The sequence below is a fragment of the Enterococcus malodoratus ATCC 43197 genome (assembly GCF_000407185.1).
GTDB lineage: Bacteria > Bacillota > Bacilli > Lactobacillales > Enterococcaceae > Enterococcus_A > Enterococcus_A malodoratus.
Genome location: NZ_KE136482.1, coordinates 456559 through 475271, shown reverse-complemented (window position 1 = coordinate 475271; position 18713 = coordinate 456559). Strand labels below are relative to the sequence as shown.

General features: G+C 42.0%; 20 protein-coding genes. 3 read left to right on the top strand and 17 right to left on the bottom strand.

The window, feature by feature from the left end; genetic code table 11:
• Positions 1 to 11: 11 nt before the first annotated feature.
• From I585_RS12140 to I585_RS12090, 12 genes are all read right to left on the bottom strand, one after another.
• Positions 12 to 299, bottom strand: a complete 288-nt coding sequence (locus tag I585_RS12140) for a hypothetical protein (protein ID WP_010742079.1) — start codon at positions 297 to 299, stop codon at positions 12 to 14.
• A gap of 70 nt (positions 300 to 369) precedes the next feature.
• Positions 370 to 1221 (bottom strand): sensor histidine kinase, encoded by an 852-nt coding sequence (locus I585_RS23665; RefSeq protein ID WP_010742078.1) that lies wholly within the window; start codon positions 1219 to 1221, stop codon positions 370 to 372.
• A 41-nt stretch (positions 1222 to 1262) separates the two neighbouring features.
• Positions 1263 to 1742 carry a hypothetical protein gene (locus tag I585_RS23660; protein WP_010742077.1) on the bottom strand — a complete coding sequence of 160 codons (480 nt, stop codon included), beginning with the start codon at positions 1740 to 1742 and terminating at the stop codon, positions 1263 to 1265.
• Entirely contained in the window at positions 1723 to 2370 is a 648-nt protein-coding gene (locus I585_RS12130; protein ID WP_010742076.1) for a response regulator transcription factor, read from the bottom strand. The genes I585_RS23660 and I585_RS12130 overlap by 20 nt, the downstream gene beginning before the upstream one ends.
• A 177-nt stretch (positions 2371 to 2547) precedes the next feature.
• Positions 2548 to 3108, bottom strand: a complete 561-nt coding sequence (locus I585_RS12125; protein WP_010742075.1) for a sugar O-acetyltransferase — start codon at positions 3106 to 3108, stop codon at positions 2548 to 2550.
• Positions 3101 to 4291 (bottom strand): MFS transporter, encoded by a 1191-nt coding sequence (locus tag I585_RS12120; protein ID WP_010742074.1) that lies wholly within the window; start codon positions 4289 to 4291, stop codon positions 3101 to 3103. The genes I585_RS12125 and I585_RS12120 overlap by 8 nt, the downstream gene beginning before the upstream one ends.
• A gap of 4 nt (positions 4292 to 4295) precedes the next feature.
• Positions 4296 to 6506, bottom strand: coding sequence for an alpha-galactosidase (locus tag I585_RS12115; protein ID WP_010742073.1), 2211 nt, complete (start codon positions 6504 to 6506; stop codon positions 4296 to 4298).
• Between the two features lie 111 nt (positions 6507 to 6617).
• Positions 6618 to 7637, bottom strand: coding sequence for a LacI family DNA-binding transcriptional regulator (locus I585_RS12110; RefSeq protein ID WP_010742072.1), 1020 nt, complete (start codon positions 7635 to 7637; stop codon positions 6618 to 6620).
• A gap of 51 nt (positions 7638 to 7688) precedes the next feature.
• The gene (locus tag I585_RS12105; protein ID WP_010742071.1) at positions 7689 to 8444 is read right to left on the bottom strand and encodes an alpha/beta fold hydrolase; all 756 of its coding nucleotides are present in this window, start codon (positions 8442 to 8444) and stop codon (positions 7689 to 7691) included.
• Positions 8445 to 8552: 108 nt separating this feature from the next.
• Positions 8553 to 9308 (bottom strand): alpha/beta fold hydrolase, encoded by a 756-nt coding sequence (locus tag I585_RS12100; protein WP_010742070.1) that lies wholly within the window; start codon positions 9306 to 9308, stop codon positions 8553 to 8555.
• A gap of 142 nt (positions 9309 to 9450) precedes the next feature.
• Positions 9451 to 10689, bottom strand: coding sequence for an MFS transporter (locus tag I585_RS12095; protein ID WP_010742069.1), 1239 nt, complete (start codon positions 10687 to 10689; stop codon positions 9451 to 9453).
• A gap of 92 nt (positions 10690 to 10781) precedes the next feature.
• Complete coding sequence (locus I585_RS12090; RefSeq protein ID WP_010742068.1) at positions 10782 to 11426, bottom strand: TetR/AcrR family transcriptional regulator; 645 nt, start codon at positions 11424 to 11426, stop codon at positions 10782 to 10784.
• 263 nt (positions 11427 to 11689) lie between these two features.
• Here I585_RS12090 and I585_RS12085 point away from each other — a divergent pair, with 263 nt between their 5' ends.
• Both I585_RS12085 and I585_RS12080 read left to right on the top strand, forming a co-directional pair.
• Positions 11690 to 12088: a helix-turn-helix domain-containing protein gene (locus tag I585_RS12085; protein ID WP_010742067.1), complete on the top strand. Its 399-nt coding sequence runs from the start codon at positions 11690 to 11692 to the stop codon at positions 12086 to 12088.
• A gap of 12 nt (positions 12089 to 12100) precedes the next feature.
• Positions 12101 to 12427 carry a hypothetical protein gene (locus tag I585_RS12080; RefSeq protein WP_010742066.1) on the top strand — a complete coding sequence of 109 codons (327 nt, stop codon included), beginning with the start codon at positions 12101 to 12103 and terminating at the stop codon, positions 12425 to 12427.
• Positions 12428 to 12441: 14 nt separating this feature from the next.
• On the opposite strand, the gene I585_RS12075 is transcribed toward I585_RS12080, so the two are convergent.
• A complete protein-coding gene (locus tag I585_RS12075; protein WP_010742065.1) occupies positions 12442 to 13521 on the bottom strand; it encodes a bifunctional transcriptional activator/DNA repair enzyme AdaA in 1080 nt (359 codons plus the stop codon).
• 214 nt (positions 13522 to 13735) lie between these two features.
• On the opposite strand from I585_RS12075, the gene xerS reads away from it, so the two are divergent.
• Positions 13736 to 14845, top strand: coding sequence for a tyrosine recombinase XerS (gene xerS / locus I585_RS12070; protein WP_010742064.1), 1110 nt, complete (start codon positions 13736 to 13738; stop codon positions 14843 to 14845).
• Positions 14846 to 15046: 201 nt separating this feature from the next.
• On the opposite strand, the gene I585_RS12065 is transcribed toward xerS, so the two are convergent.
• The 4 genes from I585_RS12065 to I585_RS12050 are packed head-to-tail and all read right to left on the bottom strand — an operon-like array spanning position 15047 to position 18648.
• Entirely contained in the window at positions 15047 to 16111 is a 1065-nt protein-coding gene (locus I585_RS12065) for a proline racemase family protein (protein WP_010742063.1), read from the bottom strand.
• Positions 16112 to 16146: 35 nt separating this feature from the next.
• Complete coding sequence (locus I585_RS12060; protein WP_010742062.1) at positions 16147 to 16359, bottom strand: tautomerase family protein; 213 nt, start codon at positions 16357 to 16359, stop codon at positions 16147 to 16149.
• A complete protein-coding gene (locus I585_RS12055; RefSeq protein WP_010742061.1) occupies positions 16304 to 17677 on the bottom strand; it encodes an MFS transporter in 1374 nt (457 codons plus the stop codon). Before I585_RS12055 ends, I585_RS12060 begins: the two co-directional genes overlap by 56 nt.
• Positions 17674 to 18648 carry an ornithine cyclodeaminase family protein gene (locus I585_RS12050; protein ID WP_010742060.1) on the bottom strand — a complete coding sequence of 325 codons (975 nt, stop codon included), beginning with the start codon at positions 18646 to 18648 and terminating at the stop codon, positions 17674 to 17676. Before I585_RS12050 ends, I585_RS12055 begins: the two co-directional genes overlap by 4 nt.
• Positions 18649 to 18713 lie beyond the last annotated feature (65 nt).

Genomic DNA, 18713 nt, shown 5'->3' with positions numbered 1-18713 from the left:
CCTGCTCTCTTTTAATTAGTGACAGATTCTTTTAAAGCGTTATATAGCCACCAAAAGGGTTTCATTGTTGCTTGATCAGATTCGCTATTCTCCCAACGAATCTTTGGTATTCCATGTGAGGGCTGATCAGAGTCAGCATAGTCATCTATTTTGGAATCAATGAAGGAGTTATCCTTCAGAGAATTTGCGGGTTCCTGCGCTTTTGGCTGTGTGGCGAAGGAAGCTAATAGTCCTCCCGATAGCAATAAGGCAATCGTTAAAATGCTTATGATGATCTTTCTCTTGGTTTCATTTTTCATATCCTCGCCTCCTATGAGTAACATGATAGAATACAATTATGCAAAACTTGTGCAAAAAAAGAGACCGCACTTATTTAAGTACGGTCTCTTTTTTGATTGGTAAAGTAATCGTTGCGATGAAGTGATTATTTTTTTGCTGAAGGGTCATTTTTCCGTCTAAGCCCTTTACAGTTTGTTCGACGATTGAGAGGCCTAAGCCTGTTCCAGATAGATGATTGTTGCGGGACTCTTCTCCTACAACAAAAGGTTCTTTCAATTGAGCGATTTGCTGATCAGTCATTTGGATTGCTTTATTTTTAAAGATTAATTGGTAATCACTGCCGAGTTTTTCGCCAGTGATCGTTATTTGATTGTCTAAGCTGTACTTCATTCCATTTGTCAGCAGGTTAATGAAAACCATCCGCAACAGCTGCTCATTTGTTTGAAGTCGGCAAGGCTCCAAACGAAGCTCAATCTGAAACTTTGGAGCGATTAAGCGCTGCTGTGTTAGTTCTTTTTCAACGAATGCTTGGATATCAATCGTTCCAAGCGGGAGTTCTTCTTGCATTTGCTGACTATAAGCCAAAATATTGGCAACCAAATGATTCATGTCTTCTAGCTGCTGATTGAGATCAGGCAAGAAGGTTGGATTTTCGAGCCCCATATCTTCGCCATCAACTAAGAGCTGCATGACTGACAACGGCGTTTTTAATTCATGTGCTAAATTAGATGAAAAATTCTTTAACCGTTCGTTTCGTTCCAGCAGGTCCAATTCATGCTGGTGAAGGGAACGTTTCATTAAGTTGATTGAATGGCTTAGACTGCCCAATTCATTTTCTTCCTGGATATCTGAGTCCGCGAAATTCAACTCAGAAATACTGCGGGTCGCCTGCTCCAAACGGCTGATCGGTTTAATGATCTGGTTTCGAACCAGAACGATCACTAAACCGAAGAGCAACACTAGAAATAGAATAGTGGCTGCGACTAAGAGCGGCAGCAGCGTATGGATCGCAGACTTAAAATCAGGAATACTGGTTCCAACCAGATATAAGATATTGCCCTTACTGAAAAAACCGTGTAAAAATCACTCTTTTGTTTGGTTTGGTTGTATAGACGTTGGACGGAACGCCCATCATTTACGGCCTCGATCGTTGTTTGATCCACCCAGAATCGATTGAGGGAAATTCCTTCCCGCTCCAAACGGAATGTCAGGTCATCCGTTAATTCTTCTGGATTAGAATTCCCTTTAGTTATGGGAACCACGACAAGATCATCAGAAGACTGATAGTTTTGTCCATTTTGCAGCGCTTTCTGGGCCTCTTTCACCGGCTGCTCCATTTTCCAATAATAATAGGTAGGAAATCCCCAACGATAAACCAGTGTGACGAATAAAAGAATCAGCACAAAAATGATTCCCACCCGCTGGATAAAGGAACGGGTCAAACTATTCTTTCGGTAATTCAAAGCGATAGCCTATTCCATAAACAGTTTGGATGAATTCCTTGCCGATCTTGTCGCGCAAGATACGAATAAAACTGTCAACGGTCCTTTCGTCATTTTCATTATCCAATCCCCAAACAGATAACAGTATCTGTTCGCGGGTCAAAGGCAAGCCTTGATTTTGGTAGAGATAATACAGCATCTCGTATTCTTTTTTCGTCAAGGTCAGCTCCGAGTTATGCAGCAAAACTCGTTTTTCATTGGGAATAAATACTAAAGGCTGCTTGATATCCTGTCGAATCACACCCAATAATTTAGCGACGCGAATCAGCAGTACGTTCGCGTGAAACGGTTTGGCTAAATAATCATCAACGCCAGCCATCAGCGCATCAACCTCATCTTCAGGCATGTTCTTGGCCGTCAGCATCAGAATCTTGATATTTCGTTCCCGCTTCATGATTTGTGCGACTTCTAACCCATTCATTTTTGGCATCATCCAATCCAAAATGGCTAGATCAAATTTTTCGTCATAAAATTTTTCCAAAGCCGCTTCGCCATCACTGGCCTCAAAAACCTCGTAGCCTTCCATTTCAAAGAATTTCCGCAATAATTCCCGCATTTTATCTTCATCTTCACCTAGTAAAATCCTCATTCAAAAAAATCCTTTCGCACTTCTTCATTTCTACTATAAAATTCCATCTAGCCTATTGAATACCGATGCGTGAAATTTGTCCATTCATCTCCGCCAATCTTATCGTTTATATAAAAAAGATACCTCCGAAGAGATATCCTTTCTTAGTTAAGCTTTGTCTTAAAGCCAATTTTCTCATTATTCAATTGTTTTGATTACTTTACATGGCGAACCATAGGCCAGGACATTTTTAGGGATATCTTTTGTGACGATGCTGCCTGCGCCGATTACGGAATTTTCACCGATGGTTACACCGGGTAAAACAATGGTTCCTGCTCCGATCCAGACATTCTTTTCGATCACGATCGGCAGATTGTATTGGGCCTTTTTCAAGCGCATTTCAGGCGATAATGGATGGGTTCCGGCACATAAGGTCACATTGGGGCCGATCATCACGTCATCTTGGATATCGATGGTCGTATCATCTACAAGGGATAATCCAAAGTTTGCGTAAACATTTTTACCAAAATAGGTATTTTTTCCCCAATTCGCATGAAAGGGCTGCTCGATATAAGAATCTTCGCCAAAACTGCCCAACAGCTTATCTAACAATACTGCCTTTTCCTGTTTTTTACTAGGCAGCGTCTGATTGAATTGAAAGAGGAGATCGCGATAAACGGCTTGTTCATCTTTCAGCTCGCTGGACTCAAAATAATTATCACCCGAGTCCATTTGTGCTTTCATCGTTGTATCAGTCAATGTGCTTTCCTCCATTTAAGACGTTGCGTTGAAAGGGACGTTTCTTATGCAAGAAGATTCCGACTAAAATGACAATCAGCAGCAGGCTTAATAGTTTGAATGGTGCAAAAAGGTCGGATGTTCCTGAAATGAATTGCAGCGTGCTTAATCCGAATGGCGCGATAAAGTTTCCAAGGTTGCAGCCGATCAGAATGATCGAAGTAGCCGCTGTCATTTTCGCTGGTGATGCGTAAAGATTTAGCGAATTATAAATGAATGGAAAAATCAGACTGCCGGGAATCCCGCTGATAAAGTAGCCGATCAGCAGCAGACCAAAATTATTTTCAGAGATAGCGATCATAAAGGTCGCCAATGCTAGCAAAGCCAAACCAAGGTACAAGCATTTCTCCCCTAATAAGCGGTTGAAAAAGCCGAATAGTGAACCTGTGATGATCCCGATAATCGGCATCACCGCCAAGAAAGTGGACGCGTTATAGTTGGCGCCTTTGATATCTGTCACCATAGTAGGGAAACGAACACCGATGGCTACAAAGGTCATGACTAAAAACAGGGCGAAAAGCGCTAACAAATAGACAGAAATTTTAAGTTCACCCTTCTCACTTGTCTTCGCTTTGCTGCCTTCTTTGATTTCGGGAACAAAGAAGGTGAACAAAATCAGGATTGGAAAGGCAATCAGATAAACACTAAAGGAGAATCTCCAGCCGAATGCCAGTAATGCCCCAGCCAATAAGGTCAGGCCGGCATTCCCGATATTTTCCGCTGCTCCGCGATACCCCAACAAGGTTGCTCGTTCTTCGGGTTCATCTTGAAAGAGCAAGTTGATGATTGAAACGGCTAATGAATTAAATAGACCAAAACCTGCACCTAAAATGAAGCGGCTGATCAGGATCGGAACATAGCTGTTCAAAAATAAGGGTGCTACCCCGCCGCCAAAGCCAACTAGGAGTAATCCTAGCTGGACGGTGCGTTTCGTGCCGATTTTTCCAGCTATAAAACTAGAAAGGACAACGAATATTACGACCGCTAAAGCGGGTAAAGTTGCGACTAATTCTACTTGTGTCGTGGTCATACCAAGCGCTGCCCGCATTTGCGGCAGTGCCCCATTGATTGATAAGGCACTGGTTAATAAGAGTGAGATAGACAAAATAGATAAACGGGTCATGATACTGTTTTTATTGATCATTTTTCTACGCCTCAACTTTCTTTATATGAAGCAAAGCAGTTTGGAAATCGCCATAAAAATCAGGTACGTTGACGCCGAGATTCATCAGTTCATCTCCATAATACTGTTGCTCTGTCGCCTGATCTTGATAGCGAGCGGTTTCATCTAATCCGGTCAAAAAGACTTCATGGAAAACCGGCTGCGCCGATGCCAAGGTACGGGCCATCATGACTAATGCTTCTGTTTTGTCAGCTGAGACAAACATCCACGCGGTCATATTTCCTTCAAAAGGACTATTCAAGCGATAAAAGTCACCGAATTGGACTAAAGGACGAATCGTTTGATATTGCTGCACCTGTTCTTTCACAATTATTTTCTCTTCTTTGGACATTTCCGTCAAATCCAATTCGTACCCGAAAACTCCGCTCATAGCAACGTCACCTCTTGTTTTCAATGAAGTGATTCGACCTGTTTGATGATTTGGCACGGCCGAAACATGTGCAGTCATAGAAGAAATCGGATAAGCCAAACTTGTCCCATATTGAATCTTCAAACGTTCCACTGCATCGGTATTGTCAGTTGGCCAAGATTGCGGCATGTAGTAAAGGAAGCCGGCATCAAATCGTCCGCCGCCGCCAGAACAGCCTTCCCATAAAATCTTCGGATAGCGTGCGATTAGATTTTCCATTAATTCGTAAACACCTAGAATATGGCGATGAGCCGTTTCTCCTTGATTTTCAGCTGAAAGTTCAATCGAATAAACATCTGATAAGCTGCGGTTCATGTCCCATTTGATATAATCAATCGGCACTTCATCTAAAATGCGGCACATTTGATTTTCGATATTTTGACGGACCTCTTTGCGTCCCATATCCAATAAATGCTGATCACGTGAAGATGACGGCGTCCGATTTGGTTCTTGCATTAAGTAATCAGGATGTTCTTCGTAAAGTTTTGAATCGACGGAGATCATTTCCGGCTCAAACCACACGCCGAATTGCAGACCTTTTTCATGAACGTAATCCGCGATGCCCTTCAACCCGTCTTTTAACTTGCCCTCGTATTCAAACCAATCTCCTAATGAAGAATTATCTGAATCGCGATGACCAAACCAGCCATCATCCAGCACAAACATTTCGATACCTAAATCAGCAGCCTCATCAACGATCTGCTCGATCTTTTTACTGTCAAAGTCGAAATAGGTTGCTTCCCAATTGTTTACTAAAATAGGACGTTCCTTCAATCGGTGTTCCCCACGAGCTACTCGTTCCCGCAATAAATGGTGAAGGCTGCCACTCATTCCATTCAACCCTTGATCGGAGTATGTCAGAATGACTTCTGGTGTTTGGAATTCTTCATTGGAAGAAAGTTCCCAAGAAAAATTGTAGTCATTGATCCCTGCCAGCACCCGAACCTGATCAATTTGATCTTTTTCCAATTCGAAGGCGTGATTGCCGGAATAGACCAGATGCATTCCGATGGCCGGACCGCTCATTTCATTCGTATCGTGATTGACTAACGCGATAAAACTATTCATATGATGGCTTGAAGCACCACGTCGACTCTCAAAGCTTTGGATACCGGAATGAATGCTGTCGCGATTAATTTGGCGTTCCCGCAAGTGGGCGCCCGGTAATGAGATGACTTCATCGTAGACTCCGCTGTTGCTTAGGTCCATTTGCATCGAAGCGATTTTTTCTAAAACGATCTTCTCGCTGGTCTTATTAAGAACTTTTGCTGAACGCGTGATTACAGGCCGTTCATGATAGATCGTATACGCTAATTCTACGTAAATCTCTTGATCGCGATCTTTCAGAACGATGACTAAAGTGGTCGCTTCCTCTTCATTCAGTACATAAGCTTGCGGCATTCCTTTTAGCTCAGGTTTGCCTGCTTCGATGCGATAATCAAAGTAGCGCAGATCGTGCAAGTTCGAACCATTTTCCCGCCGAATGATGGATGCTGGTAAACGATAGTCCATTGATCCGTGACTGGAATATTCCTGCGGCAATGTATCCTTTGAGTAAGCCCTTTCAGCGTTGCCCGGTACATTTCCCGAAAATCCGCGATCTCTGCGCAGGTAGTTTTTATTACCGGTATAGTGTTGGACAGCTTTCCCAAAGTATAGATGATGAAGAACCCCATCCTCTTCTATTTGTGCGATGTAAGAGATTTCATTGTTGTGTAGATGGAAAACCTGTGTTTCTTGATTAAATGCTGCGTAGGTTTGTGACATTTTTTTATTCCTCCTCTTAACTTGTTGTTTACCTTATAATGTTTACTAAACAATTATGTCAAGAGAAATCTGCAAAAAAAGAGAACTTTTTTTCAAAAGCCCTCTACATCACTATTTGTTTGGAATAAAACTTTCCCGCACGACCAGCTTTGAAGGAAAAGTCATGATGACTGTTTCTTTTCGTTCTTCCTCAATCCGTTCTTTGGCTAAACGTACGGCTGCTTTGGCAATTTCCTGTGCGCTGATATGCACCGTTGTTAAGCTGGGAGTCAAAAGCTCCGCGATTTCGATGTCATCAAAGCTGGCGATCTCAATGTCTTGTCCGACCGCAATCTGAGCAGATTGCAGGGAGCGGTATACACCGACGGATAACGGATCACTGCCGACTAAAAGTGCGGTAGGCAGCTCTTCCTCTGAGTTCAGCCATTCATCCATCAGCCGCTTTCCTTCAAGCGGTTCCCAAAGTCCCAGTTTTGCCTGCTTCTGCAATTCGTTCTTTTCCATAAATTCCTGATAGGCGCGAAAACGTTTCTCGTCTTCGCTGTAAATTTTCTCACCGGCCTCATTGATGTCAATATTAAACCCGCCAATATAGCCAATGCGCCGATGTCCCTTTTCATAGAAAAGCTGTAGGACACGTTTAGTCATTCGCTCAAAATCGGCGTAAACCATATCGACCTCTTGATTGATATCCGGATTATCGATTACAACGATGTTCTTATTTTGTTTGCTTAACCGTTGCACAGCCGTCTCAGAGACGGTCCCGACAATAATAATCGCTCCGAGTTTATCGAAGTCCTGCCAGGTTTTTGGATTGTCCTCCAGATTGTAAACGCGGTTCATACCGAGATGCAGCCGCCGTGCTTCTTGCTCCAAACCAATTCTGAGAGCGTTAAAATAAGGATCATCCAACTCCTTTTGACGACTGGTCGTGGTGATCACACCAATCGAAGGCAATCGGCGTTTTACGTATTTTCGTTTGTCGATATCATAGTTCAAGTCTTTGATTGCTTGATAGATTCGTTCTTTGGTTGATTCTGCGACGGATAATGTCGGATCGCTGTTCAATACTCTTGAAACGGTTCCTGGGCTGACCCCTGCTTTTCTGGCAACGTCTCGAATTCCTACCATCTATGTTCACCTCAATTGTTTACTAAACAATAACTTGGAATTTGCTGTTCGTCAATGATTTTCGGCAATAAACTGTTTGATCGTCTCGGCGACCTTTTCCGCACTGGTTCCGATGGCTGGATGTCCGGGAGTCTCAAATAATTTGAATTGCGCTCGTGGGACCTCCTGAATGATTGCTTGATATTCCTCTTCTAGGTTCGACCGAAGCGCGCTATCATTTTTGGAGCCGGTCAAGAGTAATGGGCAGCATAGAGACTCCAGCGAATCGACAAATAGGGATTTTTCCGAAGTGATTAATCGCAGCATCGAATCGGTATCTTTCTTGACAACGTCGCTCCAATCGTCACCGATACACCAATGATAAAACTGCGAAGCTTCGGGATCTGCTGCTGCGGCCGATCGTTCAGCCGTTAATTCTTCAGCAAAACCCTCATGCAGAGTGCGGCCGTCAAAACTATCAGCGGTAACTGTCGCAAACAAATCAGGCCTCAGTAAAGCCGCATTGAGCGCGACCCAAGCGCCGCCGCTGGTTCCGATTAAGTGAACTTTTCCCAATTGGAGGTGTTCAAGTAAAGCAATCACTTGAAGCACCTCGGCTTTCCAAAGTTCGGTAGGAAATGTATCTAGGCGATCAGACTGGCCATAACCTAAAAAATCGAGCAGAATCACTTGAAAATCCGCATATAACGGCAACATTGGTGTAAATAATTTTGATGACGAGGTATTCCCATGCAAAAAGAAGAGCGGCTCGCCTTCCCCGATGATGTCGTAATAAAGCTGTTTACCTTGATAATTGAAGAAGCTCATCGTCAAATCCTCCTAGTTTATTTTCAGTATAAAACAAAAGCAATCACTCATGTTATGATCCACGTCATAAAGTAGTGATCGCTCTTGTAGTCATTTTCTAAGTGTTCCTCAATTGAATTCGGTAATGAATTGATTGATTGTTTCGGCAACCTCTTCCGCGCTGGTTCCTATTGCGGGATGTCCGGGATTATCAAATATCTTAAATTGACCATTAACGACTTCTCCTGCGATCGCGCGGTATTCTCTTTCGATATTGGGGCGAATGGTTTCATCTTTTTTAGTCGCAGTTAAAAGTAATGGTGCCTGTAAAATTTGCAGTGAGTCGAAAAATAGTTCTCTTCTAGAAATGATCAGCCGCCACATGGAGTCTGTATCCTGTTCAACAACTTCTTCCCAATCGTCACCGATACACCAATGATAATATTGCGAAGTCTCGAAATCGGTTTGGTTTGAACAAGATTTTGCCAATAAGGTTTCATCAAAGCCCTCGTGAAACGTCCGACCGTCAAAACTGTCCGCGGTAACGGTTGCAATCAGATCCGGTCTAAGAAATGCTGCGTTGATCGCGACCCAGGCGCCGCCGCTGGTACCAACTAGGTTTGCTTCTCTGATGTTTAAGTGCTCTAATAATGCAACTGTTTGACGTGCTTCATCTTTCCATAGTTCTGTAGGGAATTTATCCAAGCGATCAGATTGACCATAGCCTAAAAAATCAATCAAAATCACTTGAAAGTCATTATAAAGGGGTAAAATGGGCATAAACAATTTTGATGACGAGGTATTTCCGTGCAAAAAAACGAGTGGTTTTCCTTCTCCAATTGTTTCGTAAAAGACGTTCTTTCCCTTATAGCTGAAAAAGCTCACTATAATCCCTCCTTAGAACTTAATACATCCATTTTTATTATATCAAGAAAAGTAAGTGGGAATAATTATTTGTCTTAACGATAATTTTACAAAAAATAAAATATTTGGGTTTGACAAAATATTATAAATATGATTTTTAATATTATAATTCGTTTTCGACCCTCATTTGTTTAAATATTTTGATTGAAAAGAATGCGATCAGAACTGTCACAAGTGAAGTTCCGGCAATCAATATCAGCAGCATTGCTTCTGAGGCTACAGCCGCGAAACCGCCGTACATTACCTGTCCTAACGGTACCGCTAAAGTTGTTACGATCATAACCAAAGACATGATCCGGCCAAGCAGTGCTTTGTCTGAAACCAATTGAATGTAGACGATTAGTTGGACTGAAACTACTGTAACAACGCCCATTGCACAGGCAACGATGATTGTCATAACCCAAAAGGCCAAAGCCGCGTTTTGAATCAGACCAAACGGGATCACCAATAAACCAAACAGGATAGCAACTAAAATCAGATTTTTAGTAATACTTGTTTCATTCAAACGATTGGCGATCACACCATACACCACGGTTCCTAACAAGCTGCCGATCGCCAAAATAGTATTCATTAACCCAAATTGGGCGTCGCTCACCCCTAGTTGAATGCGTGAAACGTAAGGGATGATCACTTGAATGAAAGATGCTAAGAAAAAGTTCAATAAGAACGCCACCATAGCGACTTTGACAATCACCTTTTGCGCCTTCAAATATTGCGTGACTTCTTTCAAATCACCCGCTACGACTTGGAAAAGCGAGCCTTCTGTCACCGCTTGTGATTGCGTCGGAATAGTTAGCAGCACTTCACAAAAAATAGCAATTAAGAACAAGACGCCGGTGATCACAAAGATCTGATAAACGGCGTCGAAACGATAGATGATGCCTGCAATAATTGGACCTAAAACGGTACCTAATGTTCCAATAGAACTGATGATGCCGTTCGCTCTCGGAATTTCCTCGTCAGTACAAATCACTGGGATTGCTGATTGAACGACTGGCGTTTCAAAGGCTGAGACCATTCCGATGATTACGGTCAGAATTCCGATGGCCGTAACAGGATTCGCTAAACGAGTGACTAAGAAGAGCCCCACTGACAAGACTAGATAAAGGCAATCCATGAACAGCATCAAGTTTCTTTTTGGCAGACGATCGGCCAGCACACCGCAGAACGGCAGACAAATCAAACGTCCCACAACTGATAATGAAGCAATCACACTAAATGTGAAGGCTGATTTGGTGATATCCAAGACATACAAGGAGATCACGAATTGAACGATCGTGGTTCCTAAAACTGAAAATAATTGACTTCCGATTAATAAATTAAAATTTTTATTTTTTCTCATAGTTAAACCCTGCTTTCCTACTCCTTCAGTGACGATCAATAATACTCATTAACATACCTACCGTTGGTATCTATATGTTTAAAAAAAATAGCTCATTCACTGCTATCTTTTTTAATATACTCAAACATCTTATACGCTTCTGTCATGATCTCCTCATTGAAGATCGGAATTCCCATGCTGTCAAAAATCTTCTTAGTAAAGTCAATCTTGCGTTTTAACTGTTCTTCTGTAAAAACGGTCAGATGCAGTCCAATCCAAGTGTTCAGGTTCATCATCAAGACATCCGCTACCTCTTCCGGATATTCCGTCTCGATCGATCCGTCCTTGACGCCCTCTTCCACGATCTTTTTGATCTCAGGAATCACTTCACTAAACATATCAATGAACTGCTCTCCGATAAAACGCGGGCTTCGCAGCGTAACCGCCGCTGAATAGTTCAATCTCATCCGTGAATAGTCGGTAAAAGCATCTAAAATCGCGCTTTGCAGCTTTTCTAGTCCAGTATTCCCCTGGTGCTTGCGCAAACTTTCCTCCGCCGATTCTGCTGGTTCAATAATCGTTTCAAAAATCTCAAATTTCGATTTGAAATGCTGATAGATCGCACCTTTGGTCATTCCATCTAAGCCGTTCACGATATCTTGAATCGAAGTGTTGTCGTAGCCCTTTTCAAGAAATAACTTTTTCGATACAGAGAGGATTTTTTGCCTTGTTTCCTCAGGATTTTTCCCTCTAGCCATAGCGTCAGCTCCTTACATACCACTGGTATCTATTTAGAATATACCCCGCTTTTAGCTAATTGTCAAACGGTTTTTAGGAAAAGATATTTGTAAATATTTTCTTTGCGATATTTTTAGTTCGTAATCTCCCCCTTCATCCTCCCCTTCCCTGTTTGATTAAACCTTTAATAGCGGTATGTAAAAGGTTTTTTCCCTATTTTTTCTCGTAGTTCTACGCAGATTGTTTTATGCTATAAGAAAGATAGATAAACGAGGGATTAAAAATGGATGTTGGACAACGATTGAAACAACGAAGAAATGAATTGCATCTGAAGCAAGATTATGTGGCGGAGAAATTGGGTATCACCCGCCAGACGATGTCGAACTGGGAAAATGGCAGAAGCTACCCAGATATCGAACGAATCATTCGCTTATCAGAAATTTACGACTTATCGCTGGATGAGTTGTTGAAAGGAGATCGAGAGATGGTCAAGCATTTGCAGGAAAACACAGTCGTCAATCATTTTTTGAAGATTTTTATTACGATGCTTTTTATCAATGTGTTCTTAATGGTTGTGCTTTTGTTTAATCGAACGATGAGTGAGCCTTTTATTATCATTATCTTCTCCTTGATTGGGGCCAATACTCTCTCGCTTTTTTATCTGATTATTAAAAAAATTTAGGAGCTGATTTTTATGAGTCAAACAATGATAGTGATTCTTTTGATGGTCTTACTGGTACTAGCGGCGGGATGTATGTGGTACTTTATTTACTCTCTTGTTATGATAGACGCCAAAAGTCGTGGAATCAAAAATCCTAAGTTTTGGTCTATTGTAGCTTCCGGCGGACAAAACGGCGGCGGCCTGCTCCTCTATCTCTTTACACGGCGAAAGACTGTTAGTCGGATGAACACTGCGGAAACGGCTGAATTCCTTACTCTCAAAAAGAAGATTTATTGTTTATTAGCCGTGATGTTTTTTCTATTCTTGTTGTTTGTGATGGTCATATTTCGTTTCAGCTAAAAAGCGAACCAATGTTACTCGCCTCGCTTTTTAGCTGTTTCTTTTATTTTTCCCGCCTTCTTCTCCAGCTCCAGCAGATACTGCTTTCGTTCCAATCCGCCGGCATAGCCGGTCAAATTCCCATCGCTTCCGATTACTCGATGACATGGTACGACGATCGCCAGTTTGTTTAACCCATTGGCCCGTCCCACCGCGCGAACTTTATTTTTATCCCCTAATTGAAGAGCGATGTCTCGGTAACTCAACGTTTCACCACTGGGGATCGTTTCTAGAATTTTCCAGACTTCTTTTTGGAACGACGAACCGTCATAAAACAACGGCAATGAAAATTCGGTCCGCTCGCCTCTGAAATACTCGCTTAGTTGTTCTTCCACCTGCTGATTAATAACCGTTCGTCCATAGATGATGCGGAAGTTATACTTTGTCCGTAATTGCTCGACTTCTCGTTCTAAGCCGCGCCGATCTTCAAACTCCAATAAGTACAAGTACTCATCGTCACTCAAACAGAGCATCCGACCGATCGGTGTTGAGATAAATGACGCATTTAATGTTCGAGCATCCAGCTTTTTCGCCGGATTGCCCATGATTTTGGTAAAGGCATCATTAAATCCGCTGGAGGATTCATAGCCCGTTTCAAGCTGCTGATCAATTACTTTACTGCCGTGACTGATTTCTTTAAAAGCCAACCCCATTCGGCGTGCTCGTGCATACTGAACAAAAGTCATATTGTAGACCTCTTTGAATCTTCTGCGGGCTGTAGCGGAATTCAAACCGATGGCTGAGAAATCTGCTTCTTTCCAACGTTTTTCCGGCTGTTCTTCCACCGCGTTGACTAGTTGCTGCACCTCTTCAGGAATTGCTTGCGGAAAAGACAACGGCTGACAGATCTTGCATGGGCGATATCCCGCCAACAACGCTTCTTCCGCTGTTGAGTAAAATTCACAGTTTTCAAATTTTGGTTTTCTAGCACGGCAAGTCGGATGACAGAAAATTCCTGTCGTCTTGATTCCGGCAAAAAAGAGCCCATCGTAATGACGATCCTTTTCCTTTAAGGCATGATAGTATTCTACTTGTTTTTTCTTTGAAGTAATCATGAGTTACTCCCCCTTTATTACCCCTAGTATATCTTTTTGCGAATCGGCTTTCTTGCGGAAAATGAACAACTATTTTTTTATACCATTAATTATTAAATAACCAATTTATGATAACAATAATCATTTCACAGGTTATTATACCTTATAAAATAACTGTCGTTTGACAAGATTTAGCCTCTGTCATATACTTTTAGTTATAAAGGAGTTGGCCAGAATGAATCAGCAAGAAGCCAATCGGCGAATGGAGGAAGAAATCCAGTTTTTTCCCTGGTTCGTCCAAAATTATTTTCGTAAAAAAAGCGGTGATCAGTACTCTTCCATCACCTTATATGAATACGCCAAGGAATATCGGCGCTTTTTGAATTGGTTGATTCAAGAAGGCTTTTCTTCGGCTGACCAATTAGCTGAAATTACTTTGGCTGAATTCGCTGCTTTGTGGCCAGAAGATCTGGAATTTTACAAAGCGCATCTTGTCAAAGCACCGAAAATTTTAAAAGAATCAACCAAGAAACGCCTAGAAGAAAGTGAACAAGCTCTCCCCTTACGACAAAATGCGACCGTTCAACGCGGGGTTACTGCTTTACGCTCGCTCTTCAGTTATCTGAGTGAAGCGATTGATCGCAAGACAGGCAAGCCTTATCTTGAACACAATATGATGGGAAAAGTCGCAAATGTCAAGGATAATAAAACGATGGCTGAACGCGGGGCGGCTATTGAGAAGAAATTATTCTTAGACGAGGAAGCCTTGGATTTTCTTGATTTTATTGAAAAGCGCTACATCGATACCTTGGAAACGCGCCAGGCAATTACCGCATTTAAGAACAATCAAGTACGAGATCTCGCGATTATCGGGCTTTTTCTCGGAACGGGAATGCGGCTGTCTGAGCTGGTCAATATGAACGTGCAGGACCTCGACTTGAACACTGGTGAAGCACGGGTGTATCGTAAAGGCGGAAAATGGGATATGGTGGTGATTTCTTCGATCGCGATCGAATATCTAAACGTCTATCTGGAACAGCGAAATCAGCTTTACCAGCCAGACGAAAATGAATCGGCCCTCTTCCTCACCCGCTATCGCGGCAAGGCCAAGCGCATCGCCAACGGCGCCGTCGAAGCCATGGTTGGAAAATATTCAGAGGCCTTCAAAATCAAGATCTCGCCGCACAAACTGCGCCACTCAGTCGCGACCCAATTATATAGCAAAACCAACTCTCTCGTGCAAGTCGCCGAGCAGCTCGGCCAGTCCGGAACCTCAGCAACGACCGTTTATACGCATATCGCTGGTAAGAAGAAACGCGATGCGATGAATGATTTGTGGACGTGATAAAAGGAGCCAAGAAATCGCAATGATTTCTTGGCTCCTTTTTAAATTTCCCATTGAAGGGGGCTTCCTAAGTATCGAGAACGAATGACAAAGTGAAAATGCAGTCTAACTATTGGGCTTTACTTCACACTCAAAAAGCTTCTGAGGTCTTCTTCTACGTTTTAACTAAATAATCTAAAGCTGTTTCTTGTTACTATATTATTAAGCCCAAATATCTCCAATTGTAAATCCTTCTGTAAATGGATCAGTCGGATCTAAAACCAGATTATTGAAGCCATATATCCATGAACAGCCAGTGATTGTTGGGACAATTGCTTTATAGTCCCCAATCGTTGTCTCTTCAACTAATTCTCCCTTATAGACAACACCTAAAAGTCCTTGATGTAGGAAAGGTTCATTTAGTTTTAGTTCACCTTTAGCATACATCGCAGCCATACGAGCACAGGTACCTGTTCCACAAGGGCAGCGATCGAGCGCTCCGATCCAGGTAGACGGGTTATCAAAATCGACCTCACCGCTGGCTACGGTTACCGCATTTTTGACATCTGCATTTGGATCATCCGTTGGGCCGAACAATTGAGAAATAGTAATCCCTACTCCAGGATAATCTGGATGAACGACAGGTAATTGCTCTTGTGCCGCTTTTAAAATCAATGACGAAATACGTGTGATCTCACGACCTTGATCAGGCTCTAATTCTACCCAAGGGAATTGACGAACATCTGCCATAGCATAGAACATCCCTCCCCAAGCGACATCGACGGTGACTTTTTCAACGCCATGTCCAATGTGAGGCACATCAATGACAGTATCTGTGTAAGCAGCAAAAGCAGGAACATTTTTAAAGGTCACTTCTGTAGCTTTGCCATTTTCACATTTCGCCTTGATCCCAATCAATCCAGCTGGAGCTTCTAAATTAAACTCAGTGTATGGTTCTTGCATCGGGATAATCCCCGTTTCTAATAAAGCAGTAGCCACAGAGATTGTGTTGCCTCCAGACATCATGGGATACTCTACTTGTTCCATGATAATGAAACCAGCTGCCGCATCAGGATGCTTTGGCGGCACAACAATATTGCAACAAAGAGGCGGATATCCTCGAGGTTCTCTAAGAAGAAATTTGCGTAAGCCATCATCTGTTTTTCTTAGGTTTTCCATCATTTCGTACACACTGTCACCTGGAATATGTCCTACGCCTCCAGTTACAACACGCATAGGCTCGCCGTCATGAGTCTCTACACAATTGATCATTCGTTTAAATGCCATAATTACTTGCTCCTCTTTAATTGTATTTTTTATTACTAAAATTCGGCTGAAATAAATAGGTTTTCAGATTCAATTTTGTCTTCAACACTATCCTTCCAGTCATCTGCTTCAACGTCTTGAATGGAAACGGAAAAATATTTTTTGTCTGCTTGCATTTCTTCAGCAAGAACAGCCTGCATTCTTTTAGCAATTTTATCTTTCGTTTTTTGATCCCGTCCTGGATACATTTGGATCGCAATATGGGGCATCGAATTTCTCCTCCTTCCGCTTAAATTTATTAGACGTTTCAGGGGCATACAATTGACAAAAGACACCGCCGACTATTAGAACAGCCGCACAAACACCTAGAGCAGTATATGCACTAAAACGATCAACAATTATCGGTAAAAGAAATGTTCCGAGGGCAGCACCAATACGACTTATCGCAATCACGGCACCCACACCTGAAGCTCTCAGTCTTGCTGAAAACAATTCAGGCGGATAAGGATTCTCAGCAACAACGGAAGCAGCCATGCCGAGCGCAAAGATAGAAAATAAAACAATCGTAATCACGAGCGGTGCCTTTTGCAAAAGAATCATCCCAATAACCGCAATAGCCGGTACGTAAAAAGTTGTCATTAAAAAGGCTTTCCTTGAGATTCGATCAAAAAGAATAACACCGACGATTGCACCAACTACAACAAAAATATTGTAGATCGTACCAGACGTACCGCTATTTCCCATGTTCATGTTTTTGACCAATATGGGAATAAAGATGCTTACGCCAAAATATGGAAATACTTGGCAGCCGTAGAAAATACCGCCAACTAGAGTATTTATTCGATTGTGTTCATTAAACAACTCTGACCAACTAACTTTCTCAGACTCTCCTTGCTCAACTATCGGTAAACTATAGTCCGAACCCAGCTGAGCGTGTACTAAACGTAAAGCCTCATCCTTTTTGCCAACAGTCGTTAACCATTCTGGAGACTCTGGAATATTGAGAACAATTCTAACAATCGCCGCCACGACACTAAGCAGCGCAGACGACATAAAAATCCATTTCCACGCACCATTCCCTAGATTAACCATGGCGCTTCCAACAAAATAGGATGCAACAAAGCCGATACTCCAGAATATGATCAGATAACTTTGAAATTTATCCGCCCATTTATCTGGCAGCCATTCGGTCAACAAGGCACTACCTACTGTATAATCGATCGCGATCATTAACCCCAAAGCAATTCTTAAAATAAATAAGCTGATTGGACCGACTACGAAAAATTGAACTAAGGAAATAACTGTGAACAGGATCATGTCTATATTGAAAAGGATTCGTCTACCCATGCGATCGGCCAGATTACCAACCACAATGCTCCCCATTAAACCAATCAATGTCCCGGCACCTATTAATCCCATCCAAAAACTGTTCAGTCCTAACGGTTCGGAAGCTTGTGTTAATGCTGTCCCTGCAATCCCTAATGCATAGGAACAAGCCATTTGTCCTAAAAGCATACAAAGAAATACTTTTTTATGAATCGTCTTTAACGATGAATCCTTATAACTCGTTTTCATTTCCATCATCATTTACCCTTTTCCTCTTTATAAAGACTTTGGTACACATAGATCGACAAACCAATATCCAAAACACCTGAACCTACACTTTCATACAAGGTGATTTCTTGATCGTTGTCTCTGGCAGATACTTTTTCAGTCAATGCGTCACCGAGTTCTCCAGTTACATCCTCTTTAGTAATCCTCCCTTCATTGAACGGAATCAAAATATCGCCAGCGGCTTCCCACAAACCCTCTACATGCTCAGTTAAAATCTTCGATGCTTTAAGAACGGTGTTTTCATCGATTTCCTGCATGAAAGGAGTAAAAGAACCAATCGCATTTACATGTGTCCCGGGCTTAAGCTTCTCACCTGAAAAAACTGGAGATTTTGCTGTCGTACACGTACAAATAATATCTGCTTGTTCTGCACATTCATCCCCTGATGCAGCAGCGACAATCGAATAGTCCTGATTTTTTTCTTTTTCAATCATTGAGATGAATTCATCGATCCGTTCGGGCACAACGTCATAAACATAGACTTTTTCTAATTTTCTAACCTCTTGAATAGCAAGTACTTGAGAATATGCCTGCAACCCTGTACCGATGATGGATAAAACAGACGCGTTTTTTCTAGCCATTAAATCTGTCGCAACAGCAGCACTTGCGCCTGTTTTAATCGCCGTTAAATAATTCGCATCGATCAAAGCCTGCAGTTCTCCTGTTTCTGCTGAGTAGAGGCTGATTTTTGAAATGGTACTTGGAAGTCCAATAGCCACATTTTTGGGAAATACAGAAGAAAATTTTGAACCAAAAAATGGTTGACTAAGTGAATTAGCGACTAACCATTGCCCTACATTTTCTTCACCGCGTATAGGCATATATATTCTATTACCAGCACGTATTTGGCCTTCTGTACATTCAAAATATAATTTCTTCACAACCTCAATCACATTTCCCATACTTAAAAATGTTTTGACCTGCTTTTCATTGATTGTCTTCACGATATCATCCCTTCAACATTTGAGTTATTTACGAGATTATTGTAACGATGGGCTTGTCGTAAATA